Genomic DNA, 14,503 nt, shown 5'->3' on the forward strand with positions numbered 1-14,503 from the left:
TTACTCCGGCTTCCTGAACAGTGCGACCGCCTCGGCCATGTAGGCGGCGAGTTGCGGCAGGTTGCTCCCTTCCTGCTCCACCGCCGCGAAGCGGGCACGGGCCTCGCCTCTCGCCGCGGCAAGCAGCGCCGCATCGGCCGCCAGAGCCGCGGCGCGGGCGACGAACGCCTCATCATCCGCGACCAGGAAGGCGGGGCCGGCGACGCTGGCCACATCGCCGCCGGCATGCGACAGCACCGGCAATCCGGCGGCCAGCGCCTGTGCCGCCCCCGCTCCGCCGCCGGTGCGGCGCGGATTCAGGAAAAGGTCGCCGAGTTGGAGCAGAGCCTCCATGCGGTCGACATGGCCAAGGCAGCGCAGCCTCGCGGCGTGGCGGCGGCCGGACAGCCGGCCGGGCAAGGCCTCCGCTCCCCCGGCGAACAGCACCAGCGCCTGTGGCACCGCGTCCAAAATCCGCTCCAGCAATTCCAGGAAGTCGCCATCGACCTCCGCGTCCAGGCGGTTGCCGACAACGATGCAGGCAAACGCGGCATCCGGAATGGAAAACTCCGCGCGCGTGGCGGTGTCGCCGGTGCGGCGCAGCGACAGGCCGAAGCGGAAAGGCCGCCAGGAGCGGGCCAGCCGCCCCTCACCGGCGGGGGGCACTCGGCCTCCGAAGTCCAGCACGATGTCGGCGAGCGAGATGGTCTGGCCGGTCGTGGTGGGGATGCACAGCAGCGGGCGCACGCCCTCCAGAAGATCGGCGACGACGACCGAACCGCCGAAGGCGATCACCAGATCCGGATCGAAGGCGTCCACGGCCGCCAGGAAGCCGTTCACCTTCTCCGCGGCGATGCCGGGTGCGGTGGAGGACAGCATGCGGACCGTCTCGTCCTCGAACCGGATCGTCTGCTCGCCGGACAGCCGTTCCTCGACGGCGGCGGCGAAGGGTGGAATGAACGGGCTGTAGTAGCGGTCTGGCATCATGTTGGTGTTGAGCACCAGAACCGTCCGGCCGAGGTCCCGCTGCAGCCGGACCGCAAGCAGCAGCAGGTCGCGCGATGGCTGGTGCTGGTCGGACAGGAACTGGTTGGTCACGATGACGACCTTGCCCTTGTCCGGCCGCCCCGCCCGGCGCGGGGCCGGAGCTGTGCCCAGCCGGGAGGATAGCTGCCGCAGGAACCGCTCATAGAAGGGGAGCAGCCGGCCGGTCGTGAAGTCGGGAACCGACGCCATGTCCATCCGCACCAGGAAAAGCTGGCGCTGCATCGACCAGTAGATCTGGTTGATGCCGTCCAGCGGCGCCAGGTCCAGCACATGGTCCAGCATGTCCAGGATGTTCACGTATCGGCGAAGATCGCCCGAGACATGGGCCAGCGCCGATTCCCGAAGAATGGGGTCCAGACCGGCGGTCGCGGCGTCCAGCGTCTCCATCGCCGCGGCGTCGCTTCCCAAACCTGCCGCGCGTGCAGCGTCACAGCTTTCCGAAATTTCCCTCAGCGCCTCGCCGGTTCCGGCTGGGCCCTGCAGCCGAGCGATGAGGTTGGTCAGGACGGCGGCTCGGGAGCTGAGATCTTGCATGGGAAGACGGCCCCGGTTGACTCGAGAAGCGCTGGCCCAGCTCGACCCGAGAGATTTGGGCGAATGCGATTTTGCCACCTATAGGAGCGGTTTGAGTGGAAGTCAACGCGATCACCGTGCGCATCCTCAGCCGGGAGAGGGCGCGGTGATGGCGCTTGGCAGGTGGACCCGGCCCATCGCGATGGGCCGGACGCTGCAACCTATCCGCCGCCGCAGCCGCAGCCGTCATCACCGCCACAGGGCGGTGATGACGGCGTCGATCTGTGGATAGGCGCCGGAGGAAATGCTCGTCGTGCCGGATGCCGGCGGGGTGAAGCCGGCCATGGCCTGAACCATCTGGTCCACCGACGACGCCTGCAACACCGGACCGCCGGCGATCTCGAGACTGTCCAGGCGATGAGTGGTGCCGGAAAACCATCCGGCGACCGTCACCTTGTCGGCGGTGCCCACGAGTTGCAGTTCCAGGTCCGTCCCGATCTTGCGGAACCACAGCTGGTGCGGATCGACGGCGCTGTCGATCACGAGGCGGTCGTTGCCGGTGTCCGCGTCGTTTTCAACAATGCGGTCGTTGCCGCCGCCGGGCGCGAAGCGGTAGGTGTCGTTGCCCGGCCCGCCGGCCAGCGTGTCGTTGCCGGCCCCACCGTAGAGGTCGTCGTCGCCGTCACCGCCCGAAAGCTGATCGTTTCCACCGCCGCCGATCAGCGTGTCGTCGCCGGCCTCGCCGTACGCCACGTCGGAGGAACCCGCGTCGCCGCGGCAGTCCAGAAGGTCGCTGCCGGCGCCGCCGTGCAGTTCGTCCCAACCGGAGCCGCCGATCAGCGTGTCGTTCCCGCCCTCACCGAACAGCGTGTCGTTGCCCCCTCCGCCGTCGATCCAATCGTCCCCGGCATAGCCCCACAACGTCTCCGTCGTCTCGCCGCCGACCGTCAGCAGCGGCAGGTCCTGGGCCGACAGATCGACCTCGGTGCCGTCGGCGAAGCGGACGGTCTGGAGATAGTTCGTCCCGTCGCCGGTCCCGTTGAAGCGGTTGGCGATGACGATCTGCTCATCACGGTCGTGGAAGCGCAGCACAAGGAAGGTTCCGAACCGCGCGCAATGGAGTTGGTCCGCCGAGAAGCCTTCGCCCATCAACAGCACGTCGTTGCCGCCGCCGCCCAGGATCGTGCCCCGCCCGCCCCCATACCGGATCAGATCGTCCCCCAGGCCGGCGTCGATGCTGTCGTCGCCGGCACCGCCCGACAGCGTGTCGTCACCGGCCTCGCCGAACAGGGCGTCGTTGCCGGCGCCGCCATCGATGACATCGTTTCCGCTGCCGCCAAAGAGCAGGTCATTGTCGGCACCCCCGGACAGCGTATCGGCTCCCGCCCCACCGTCCACGGAGTCGTTCCCGCCGCCGCTGTCGAGCCGATCGTCGCCATCGCCGCCATACAGAGTGTCGTTGCCGCCACCGCCGATGATGGTGTCCTGCCCGGCATCGCCATAGAGCGTGTCGAAGCTCGCCCCGTCGTCGCTGCTGTCGATGAGGTCGTCGCCGTCGCCGCCACGCACCAGATCGGCCCCCGCCCCGCCATAGAGGCTGTCGTCGCCGCCATAGCCATAGATCGCGTCATCGCCGCCGTTGCCTCGGATCACGTCCGCGACCTTGTAGCCTTCCAAGGTGTGACGGGCGTTGTCGTCCCGCGTGTCGATGACGAGATCCTGACGGCTCAGGTCGTAGGTTGAGCCATCGGCGAAGCGCAGGGTCTTGAGATAGTTCGCCCCGTCGCCGGCCCCGTTGAAGCGGTTTGCAACCACAATGCGATCGGGCAAGCCGTCGAACAGAATGTGCAGGTCAGCCCCGAACCGCTCGAAACGCAGGCTCGCGACGTCGAACCCCTCTCCGAAGGCCAGAGTGTCGTTCCCGCCGCCCCCGGTGATGGTGTCGCGGCCGCCCTGGTAGAGAACGAGGTCGTCCCCGGCTCCCGTGACGATCCAGTTGTTGCCCAGCCCGCCGGCCAGCGTGTCGTCCCCGTCCTCGCCGTAGAGGGTATCGGCATCGTCGCCGCCATCGATCACGTCGTTGCCGGCTCCACCATAGAGAGTGTCGTTGCCCGTATCGCCCGACAGCGTGTCCTGATCGGCATCACCATACAGAATGTCATTGCCCGAACCGCCGCTGACGATGTCATTGCCCGAACCGCCCTTGATGGTGTCGATGCCGGAGCCGCCGTCCATACGGTCCTCACCGGCCCCGCCCTCCAGGGAGTCATTGCCGGCGCCACCGTCGATCCAATCGTCGCCATCACCGCCATAGAGAGCGTCGCCGCCCGTCCCGCCGAGCAACGTGTCGTTGCCGCCGTCACCGTAGGCGGCGTCGCCGGCGGTGTCGTCACGGCCGTCGATCAGGTCGTCGCCGTCGCCACCGTACAGCCTGTCGACACCGGCCCCGCCATACAGCGTGTCGTCGCCGCCATATCCGTAAATGGAGTCCGTGCCGCCGTTGCCCCGGATCACGTCACCGGCGTTGTAGCCTTCCAGCGTATGGCCGGCGTTGTCGTCGTTCGTTGTGACGACGATGTCCGGACGGGACAGGTCGATCTCCGTGCCGTCGGCGAAGCGCAAGGTCTGCAGATAGTTGAGCCCATCTCCGGCACCAGTGCTGGCGAAGCGGTTCGCAATGACGATCCGCTGCGCCGTCGCGGCGAACACCAGATGAAGATCCTTGCCGTAACGCTCCAGCCGCAAAGCGTCGGCGCCGTAGCCTTCCCCAAAGACCAGAACATCGTTGCCGCCACCGCCGACGACAGTGTCGGTTCCACCGCCATAGACCACGAGGTCGTCGCCGGCCCCTCCGTCGATGCCGTTGGCGCCCGTCCCGCCGTTCAGCGTGTCGTTTCCGACCCCACCGAACAGCGTGTCGTTCTCCGTGCCGCCGGACAGGCTGTCGTTGCCGTCGCCGCCCTCCAGGTAATCGGCGCCGGCCCCGCCGTCCAGCACGTCGTCGCCAAGCCCGCCATACAGCGCGTCGGCGCCGTCGCCGCCCTTCAGCGTGTCGTCACCACCATAACCGAGGATCGAGTCGTTGCCGCCGTTGCCCTCGATGCGGTCGCCCATCCGGTAGCCGCGCAACGTCTCCCCCGCCGCCAGACCGTAGGTTTCCAGCGCGATGTCCGGCGCGGTAAGGTCCACCAGGATCCCGTCGGCGAAGCGCAGCGTCTGGACGTGGTTGATCCCATCCCCTTCCCCGTTGAAGCGGCCGACCACGGCAATGCGGTCGCCCGTGTCGCGGAAGGTGAGATACAGATCGTCGCCGAAGCGCGAGAGATAAAGCTGCTCCGCCGCCAGCCCGGCACCGAGTTCCAGCACGTCGTTGCCGCCACCGCCACGGATGGAATCCTGTCCCTGCCCGGAACCGGCATAGAGGAACAGGTCATCCCCGGCGCCGCCATCAAGAGAGTCGTTGCCAGCCCCACCGTCGAGCGTGTCGTTGCCGTCCTGGCCGTAAAGCTGGTCGTTATCGGCGCCACCGCGGATGGAGTCGTTTCCGGCCTCTCCAAAAAGAGTGTCCTTTCCAGCTCCTCCGTCTATCAAGTCGTCGCCAGCGCCACCATAAGACACGTCCGTCCCGCCGCCGCCGTAAATGGTGTCGCGCCCTGTGCCCCCATAGGACATGTCGTTGATGCCACCGGCGTTGGGGTCGTCACGGTTGTCGATTAGGTCGTCGCCTGCCCCACCATGCATTTCATCGGAACCGGCCCCTCCCCTGATGGTGTCGTTGCCGGCACCGCCCAGGATCGTATCGTTGCCGGTACCACCATCAAGCTCATCGTCACCGACACCGCCACCTATGCAATCATTGCCGTCACCGGCGCTGACGATGTCGTTTCCGGCCGCTTCGGTCGGGGATGGAGAAGGCAGTATGCTATCCAGCCCCCATGTGGATGTACCCCCTTCCCAGATGTACCAGCCACCAGAGAAAGGATAGCCTGCGACTTCGATACCAGCGATGTAGACGCCTGCCCGAGCCAGAGACGAGCCTTGATACTCGCTGACGACGTGGATCTGCAGCCGATCCGCTTCGCTCCGGTCGCGGACGGTGAACACGAAGTCCTGAGTGTTCCCTTTGTACGCGGTGCTGCTGCCGTCCTGTCCCAAATTCGAGTAATGGACGTCCACCCGTGCGTCCATCAGCACTGTCCCGTCAAGCGTAACGATCGTCCGCGGCCAGAACCATGTTATATGTCCGCCCATCCGGATTCGGATAACGATGACCTCATTGCCGGTCGTTGAGAAGCCGTCCCCCCACAGACGGTCCTCCCCGCTGCCGCCGACAATCGTATCGTCGCCGTCACCGCCAAAGGCGATGTCGTTGCCAGAGCCCGCATCCAGGACATCGTCCCCCGTGCCACCCTGCAAACCGTCGCTGCCCGCGCTGCCATAGACGGTGTCGTTGCCCGCCTCGCCATAGAGGCTCTCGTTCTGGCCGGACCGGCCGTCGAGCAAATCGTCGCCGTCACCACCGTACAGTTGGTTGACGCCCGCCCCACCGATCAGCGTGTCGTCGCCGGAATAGCCGAGGATGGTGTCATTGCCACCCTGGCCGTCGATGAAGTCCCCAACCTTGTAGCCTTCGATCTTCTGGCCGGCGTTGGTATCGACGGTGGTCATCACAAGATCCTGCCGGGTCAGGTCCACCAGGGTCCCGTCGGCGAAGCGCAGCGTCTGGACATAGCTCGCCCCGTCGCCGTCGCCGTCGCCGTTGAAACGGCCCGCGATGATCAGTTGGTCGCTCATCCCCTGGAACCGGACATACAGATCGGTCCCGTAGCGAACGAAGTAGTGGCTACCAGACGCGAAGGCCCCAGCCAGGTCGACCACATCGTCGCCGCCGGTGTTGTGGACCGTGTCCACGCCACTGTCGAACCAGATGAGATCGTTTCCGGCGCCGCTGTGGATCACATCGTTGCCCGCTCCACCGATCAGCGTGTCATCGCCGTCATCACCCAATAGCGTGTCATTGCCGTTTCCTCCTTCAAGCGTGTCGATGCCATCGCCGCCCTCCAGGCTGTCGCTGCCGTCCCCGCCAATCAGGCGGTCGTCGCCCGCCCCGCCGTAAAGCGCATCGGCGCCCAGCCCGCCGTCCAGCAGGTCGTCGCCGGCATAGCCATAGATGGCGTCATTTCCGCCCAGCCCCCGGATCGTGTCGTTGACGTTGTAACCCTGCAGCGTCTCCGTCGCGTCGGTCGCCACCGTCTCCAGCACCAGCGCCGGGTCGGTGATGTCCGCCAGCGCGCCGTCGGCGAAGCGCAGCGCCTGGACGTAGCTCGCCCCGTCCGTCGCACCGTTGAAGCGGCTCGTCAGCACGATCTCGTCCGCCGCGTTGCGGAAACGCAGGTAGAGGTCGTTGCCGAAGCGCGCGTAGTAGAGGTCCGCTTTGGACAGGCCGGCGCGCATCTCCAGGACGTCCCGGCCGCCCTCGTTGGTGATGGTGTCCCGCCCGCCGCCGTGGCGGATTAGATCATCGCCCAGGCCCGTCGAGATCGTGTTGGTTCCGCTGCCGCCCAGCAGAGTGTCGTTGCCGTCACCGCCCTTGAGCGTATCGTTGCCGGTCGCGCCCTCGACCCAGTCGTCGCCGGCGTTGCCTTCCAGCCAATCGTTCCCGGCGTTGCCCAGCAGGCTGTCGTCACCGTCGCCGCCGCCGAAGGTCTCACCCCCGTCGCCGCCGATGATGGTGTCGTTGCCCGCCTCGCCATAGGCCACATTGCCCGAGGCGCCGGTTCCGACGTCGTCGCTGTTGTCGATCCAGTCGTTTCCGGCGCCGCCGTAATACTGGTCGGCACCGAGTCCGCCGATCAGCGTGTCGTCGCCGTCACCGCCGTTCAGGCTGTCGTTGCCGTCCCCGCCCAGCAGCAGGTCGTCGCCCGCATCGCCGTACAGCTGGTCGGTCCCGGCGCCCCCGGTCAGCGTATCGTCGCCGGCTCCGCCATAGAGCAGGTCGTTGCCGGTCCCACCATCCAGAACATCGTCGCCGGCATAACCGGAAATGGTGTCGTGACCGCCCAACCCCCGGATGGTGTCATTGACGTTGTAACCCTCCAGCCTTTCCGTCGCGTCGGTCGCCACCGTCTCCAGCACCAGCGCCGGGTCGGTGATGTCCGCCAGCGCGCCGTCGGCGAAGCGCAGCGTCTGGACGTAGCTCGCCCCGTCCGCCGCGCCGTTGAAACGGTTCCTCAGCACGATCTCGTCCGCTGCGTTGCGGAAACGCAGGTAAAGGTCGTTGCCGAAGCGCGCGTAGTAGAGGTCCGCCTTGGACAGGCCGGCGCGCATCTCCAGGACGTCCCGGCCACCCTCGTTGGCTATGGTGTCCCGTCCGCCACTGTGGCGGATCAGATCGTCGCCCAAGCCGGTCGAAATCGTGTTCGTGCCGGCGCCGCCTTCCAGCGTGTCGTCGCCGGCCTCGCCATACAGGCTGTCGTTGCCGTCGTCGCCGCTCAGGCTGTCGTTGCCCGCCCCACCGAACACCGTATCCTCGCCCGCGCCGCCGCTGACCGTGTCATCCCCGGTGCCGCCCTCGACGTAATCGGTTCCGTTGCCCGCGGCGATGACGTCGTCACCGGCCTCGCCGTAGTGCAGATCGTTGCCGTCGCCGCCTTCCAGCGTGTCGTTGCCGTCCCCGCCCTCCAGCCGGTCGTCGCCGATGTTGCCCAGCAACCGGTCGTCGCCCGCGCCGCCATCGAGCAGGTCATTGCCGGCACCGCCGTCCAGCAGGTCGTCGCCGGCATAGCCATAGATGGTATCAACCCCACCCAGGCCCTGGATGGTGTCGTTGGCGTTGTAGCCCTCCAGCTTCTCGTACGCATCGGTCGCCACCGTGTCGAGCACCAGCATCGGGTTGGTGATGTCCACCAGCGTGCCGTCAGCGAAACGCAGCGTCTGGAGGTAGGACGCGCCGTCCCCCGCCCCGCTGAAGCGGTTGGCGAGGATCACCTCGTCGGACCGCCCGCGGAAGCGCAGATGGAGGTTGTCGGCGAAGCGCGCGAAATAGAGGTCCGACGCCGACAGGCCGCCGCCGATCTCCAGAACGTCCTGCCCGCCGATGTTGCTGATCGTCTCGCGCCCGCCGTCGTAGCGGACGAGGTCGTCGCCAAGACCGGTGAACAGCGTGTCGGTGCCTTCCCCGCCGGTCAGGGTGTCGTTGCCGTCGCCTCCTTCCAGCGTGTCGTTTCCGGCATCGCCGTTCAGGATGTCGTCATCGGCGCCGCCATACAGGTAGTCGGCCCCGTCGCCGCCGGACAGCGTGTCGCGACCCGCCCCTCCGTAGAGGAAATCATTGCCGAGACCGCCGGACAGCGTGTCGTCGCCCGTCTCGCCGTCGAGGGTGTCGCCGCCGTCGCCGCCCTCAAGGCTGTCGTCGCCGGTGCCACCGAGGATGGAATCGCTGCCGGCTCCGCCATCGAGGGTGTCGTTGTCCGCGTAGCCATAGATGGTGTCGTTGCCGGCCATGCCGCGGATGACGTCGCCGACGTTGTAGCCCTCCAACACCTCGCTGGCGGGGTTCGCCACGGTCTCCAGCGCGATGTCCTTGCGGGTCACATCGAAGGTCGATCCGTCGGCGAAGCGCAGGGTCTGCACGAAGCTGGTCCCGTCGCCCGCCCCGTTGAAACGCCCGGTCAGAACGATCTGCTCACCCGAATTGCGGAACCGGACGTAAAGATCCTTCCCGAAGCGCGCGAAATACACCTCCTCCGGCGCGATGCCGGACCCCAACTCCAGAACGTCGTTGCCGCCTTCGTTGGTGATGGTGTCGCTGCCGCCGCCGTAGCGGATCAGGTCATCCCCGGCGCCGGTGTAGAGGGTGTCGTTGCCGGCCCCGGCGGCCAGCGTGTCGTTGCCGGCCCGGCCATAGACGGTGTCGTGGCCGCTTCCGGCGATCAGCAGATCGTCCCCGTCCTCCCCGTCGATGGAGTTGTCGCCCTCCCCGCCGTCGATGCTGTCGTTCCCGGTGCCGCCGTACAGCAGATCGCCGCCGCCGCCGCCCAGGATGGTGTCATCGCCGTCGCGGCCATAGGCCACGTCGCGGGCGCCGTCCGTGCCCGGATCGTCGCGGCTGTCCAGCAGGTCGTTGCCGGCCCCGCCGTCGAGGGAGTCCGATCCCGTCCCGCCGATCAGCGTGTCGTCCCCGGCGTAGCCGAGGATGGAGTCGTTGCCCGCCTTGCCCTCGATCCGGTCCCCGACGTTGTAGCCGAAGAGCTGCTCGTTGGCGGCGGTTGCCACCGTCTCCAGCGCGATGTCGGTCCGCGTCAGGTCGAAGCGGGTGCCGTCGGCGAAGTCGATCCGCTCGACGTAGGACGCACCGTCGCCCGCCAGATTGAACCGTCCGGTCACGATGATCTCGTCGGCCGGCCGGCCGCGGAAGCGGATGTGCAGGTCGTTGCCGAAGCGCGCGAAGTAGATCCCGCCGCGGGTGATCCCCGGCCCCATCTCGATGGTGTCGAACCCGCTGGTGTCCAGCAGCGTGTCGCGCCCGTCGCCGGGCCGGTACACGTAGGTGTCGTTGCCCGCGCCACCGTCCAGCGTGTCGTTGCCGATCCCGCCGACCAGCGTGTCGTTGCCGCCGCCGCCGCTCAGCCGGTCGTCGCCATCCTGGCCAAGCAGCACGTCGTCGGTCGCCGTACCGGTCAGCAGGTCGCCCGTCGTCCCGCCCAGCATCGCCAGTTCGCCCAGCGGCAGAGTGGTGCCGTCGGCGAACTGGAGGCCGGCCAGCCCGGTGGTGCCGTCGCTGTAGGAGAAGTGGTTGACGATGCGGATCTGGCGGCCCGTCTCACGGATCACGACGACGAGGTCGCTGCCCGAGCGGGACAGTACCACGTCCTTCCAGTCCAGCCCCGGCGGCAGGCCGACCGTGTCGCCGCTGCCGGGGAACACCGTCTGGTCCGACCCCAGGTCGTCGAGTTGGAAGACCGAGGGCCCGTCGCCGCCGATCCACACATGCTCGACGCCGAGATTCCACGACGGTCCCGAGGGGAAGCTCACCTCGTCGAGACGGTTCTCGAAATGGTTGACCACCAGGATGTTGACCGTGCCGTCCGCCGAGACGATGCGCAGATCGTCGTGGATGCGCACCAGCCGCAGGTTGGCCGGCGGCACCCCGGCGGTGAAGCTGAGCCGGTTGAGGTCGCCGCCCGGATGGATCGTGGTCGGTCCGCTGTTGGCGCCGACGTTGAAGGTGCTGTTGCCCAGGCTGCCGATCAGGATGCCGTTGCCGCCGACCGTCCAGCTCTGCCCGTTCTCGTAGGTCACGGTGCCCAGGCCCGAGCCGGACCCCGCGACTCCGTTCGGCCCGAAATGGTTGACGGCGATCAGGTCGATGCGCCCGTCGTCGGTGAAGATGCGCAGGTCGACGCCGTCCCGCTCCATGCGGACGTCCGCCGGCGCGATGCCCGGCCCGAGGGTGAGGCGGTCGGTGCCGCCGCCGGGGAAGACGTAGAGCCGCCCCTGGCCGGGCAGGATCGTGAAGTCGTCGGTGCCGGCGTCGCCGAACACGACATTGTCACCCCACACGTTCACGACCTTGCCGCCGGAGAAGGTCACCGCCTCCAGACCCCGCGACATGCCCTCGGTCGGCGGAGCGAACTGGTTGACGACGCGCACCGTCCGTCCGCTTCCGATGAAGACCACCAGGAGATCGTTGCCGTCGCGGGCGAGCGTCACGTCGCCCGGACCGACGTCGGGGCCGAAGTTGATGGTGCCGCCGCCGCCGGAATGGATGACCTGCTGGGCGGGGCCGGTCCTGCCGATCTGGAAGACGTCGCCCCGCCCCCCCCCGATCAGCGTGTCCCGGGAGGAGAGGTCGAAGCTCCGCCCGTCGGGGAACGTCAGGTCCTTGATGGCGCCGTAGTAGTTCAGGACGGTGATGACCTGGCTGGTGCGGTCGATGTGGATTTCCAGGTCCGAGCCGGTGCGGAACATCACGACCTCGGTGCTGTCGATGTCGCCGAACACCAGCGAATCGCCGCCTTCGGTGTAGATCGTCTGCGAGCCGGTATCCCGCCCGACCAGGAACTGGGTCGGCCCCTTCCCGCCGAACACCACCGTGTCGCCGGTCAGCGGCATCATGGTGCCGTCCGGTCGCTGGATCGCCTCCAGCGGCGCCCCCGCGAAATGGTTGACGATGGTCAGGGAGTCCTTCGTGCCGTCCACCGTCACGCGCAGATCGTCGCCGAAGCGGGTCAGCCGGATCTTCGACCCGTCGACGGTGTCCACGATCCGCACCCGGTCGTCTCCGGAGGTGTCGGGATAGATGATGACGTCGCCCATGCCGGCCTGGATGACGAACTCGTCATGGCCCGAACCGCCGATCAGCACCTTGCCGCCCTGGATGTTCCAGGTGGTGCCGTTGTCGAAGACGAGGTCGCCGACGCCGTCCATCGCGAAATGGTTGACGATGACGATCTCGTCCTGCCGTCCCTCGATGGTGATGTGCAGATCCGCCCCGACGCGGACCACCCGCGCCTTGCCCGGGTCGGCGTCGATGTTCAGATGCTGGCCGGGACCGCCGGGATAGATGATCGGGGCCGCCGGCAGGGTTTCCCGGCCGCCTCCGCTGATGTGGACGGTGGATCCGGCGATCGGCCAGACCACGCCGTTGAGGAAGATGATCTCCGGGATCATCACCACCCCGCCCGACGCGAACTGGTTGACGATGGTCATGCTGTCGGCGCCGAGCGTGACGCGCAGGTCGTCGCCGACGCGGGTCAGCCGCAGGTCCTTCGAATCGACGCCGGGGGCCGCGACGATCCGGTCGCCGTTGGCCTTGCCACCGCCATACACGATGACGTTGCCCATGCCGGGCATCAGCGTGAAGACATCATCGCCGTCGGTGCCGACCTGGACGCCGTTGCCGCCGACCGTCCAGACCTTGCCATCGCCGAAGGCGACGCTGCGGAGCGCGTTGCCGAGGAAGTGATTCAGGATGGTGACGACGTCGCTGCCGTCGCCCATGACGATCTCGAGATCGCCACCGGAGCGGCGCAGCACCGTGCCGAGGCTGTCGATGCGCGGATCGAAGCGCAGGACATCGGTCCCGCCGCCGGGATAGATCGAGACGTGCCCGATGCCCGGCTTGGCCTCGAAGGTTTCGGTGCTGCTGCCGCCGAGCTGGATCTGGTGGCCCCAGATGTTCCAGATGTTGCCGTCCACGAACCGGATGGAATGGACGCCGCCGCTGGCCCCGCCCGCGAAGTGGTTGAGCACGGTGAGCGTGTCGCCGAGGCCGTAGACGGTCACCACCAGATCGTCGCCGACCCGCTGGAGCCGGACGTTGGCCGGGTCGATGCCCTGGCCGATGGTGATCTGGTCCATGCCGATGCCCGGCAGCACGATCCGCGAGCCGGTGCCGGGCGCCAGCGTGAAGCTGTCGTCCCCGGCGCTACCGACCAGAACGTTGGGATCGGTCAACCGCCACGTCCGCCCGCCGACGACCACATTCTCCAGCACCGACGCGCCCCATCCGGTCGCGAAGTGGTTCAGCACCGTAATGCGCTCGGCGCTGCCCTGCACGGCGATGACGAGGTTCTCGCCCTCCCGCACGAAGCTCAGCTTATCGGTGAGGATGCCGGTGCCGAAGGTCAGCGTGTCGAAGCCCTTGCCGGCGAACAGGGTCACCGCGCCGTCGCCGGGCTTCACCGTGAAGAGGTCGGCGGTGTCGCCGCCGATGCGAAAGCCCTCCGCCGCGCCGATGCTCCACACTGTGCCGTCGGCGAAGGTGATGGTGCGGAGCCCGCTGTTGCCGGCGGCCAGCCCGTCGAATTGGTTCAGCACAGTGACGCGGTCCGTGGTTCCGGCGATGCCGATGATCAGGGCGTTGCCGTCGCGGCTCAGCGCCACATCCGTGGGGCGGATTCCGGCGCCGAGCACCAGCCCGTCCGCTCCGCCGCCGCCGGCCAGCACCCGCCCGCCCAGGCCCGCCGTGATGGTGAAGACCTCATCGCTGCCGGTGCCGACGATCAGGCAGGTGTTGTCGACGGCCCATGCCGTGCCGTCGCCGAAGCGGATGGTGGAGACGCCGTCCGGGTTGCCGTCGAAGTGGTTCTTGACGATCCAGGAGTCGGAGCTTCCGGTGTAGGCGATGCGCAGGTCGTCGCCCTCGCGGGACAGCCGCATCCGGTCGGGGTCGATGGTCAGCGCGAAACTGATGGTGTCGGCGCCCTCGCTGCCGTAAAGCGTCACCTCCCCGCCACCGAGGCCGAACACGGTGGTGTCGTTGCCGGTGGTGCTGATGACGATGTCGGCGCCGCTCACCCGCCAAACGGTGCCGTCGGCCAGTTCGATGGCCTGGATTCCGCCGTTGCCGGCCCCGGCCAGAACGTCGGCGGAGAAGTGGTTGAAGGCGATCACCGAGCGGTCGGTCCCGGCGATGCGGATTTCCAGATCGTCGCCGCGGCGTGACAGGCGCAGGTCGGCGGCGGTCACGTCGTCGCCGAAGCAGATGACGTTCGCCCCGTCGTCGGCATGGACCGTGCGGCTGGTGAATCCCGGCTCGATGGCGATGGTGTCGTCGCCCGTGCCGCCCATCAGCAGGATGTCGCCCCACACCGGCCAGACCACGCCGTCCGCGAACACGAACTCCCGGATGCCGCCGATGCCCGCCCCGCCGCGCCGTTAGCGGCGAAATGTTCCATGATGGTGACGCGGTCGCGGGCGTAGCCGTCCTCGCCCGCCGGGCCGCCGCCCGCGTCGAACAGGATGTGCAGGTCGTCGTCGATGCGCACCAGATGCGCGATTTCATGCCGGAAACCCGCCCCAGCCGGACGATGTCGTTCCCGCCCTCGCCGAAGACAACGACATGGCCGGCGCCGGATGGCGCGGTGATCACGTCGTCGCCCGGCGTGCCGGTCAGCACGAGGTCGCCGAACATGCGGACGCCGTCCTGGACGTTCACCACACTGTCGCCGCGGCGGTAGCT

General features: G+C 67.9%; 3 protein-coding genes. 1 reads left to right on the top strand and 2 read right to left on the bottom strand.

The genetic code is table 11. The features are described from left to right. Nucleotides 1-1,560 (bottom strand): glycosyltransferase, encoded by a 1,560-nt coding sequence (locus ACWPXE_RS04985; protein WP_454016924.1) that lies wholly within the window; start codon nt 1,558-1,560, stop codon nt 1-3. A gap of 228 nt (nt 1,561-1,788) precedes the next feature. Next, on the bottom strand, nt 1,789-14,160 hold the full coding sequence (locus ACWPXE_RS04990) for a calcium-binding protein (RefSeq protein ID WP_454016925.1): 12,372 nt from the start codon (nt 14,158-14,160) through the stop codon (nt 1,789-1,791). Nucleotides 14,161-14,210: 50 nt separating this feature from the next. Here ACWPXE_RS04990 and ACWPXE_RS04995 point away from each other — a divergent pair, with 50 nt between their 5' ends. Beyond that, nucleotides 14,211-14,501 carry a hypothetical protein gene (locus ACWPXE_RS04995; protein ID WP_454016926.1) on the top strand — a complete coding sequence of 97 codons (291 nt, stop codon included), beginning with the start codon at nt 14,211-14,213 and terminating at the stop codon, nt 14,499-14,501. Nucleotides 14,502-14,503: the final 2 nt, after the last annotated feature.

The organism is Azospirillum sp. Marseille-Q6669, from assembly GCF_965111635.1.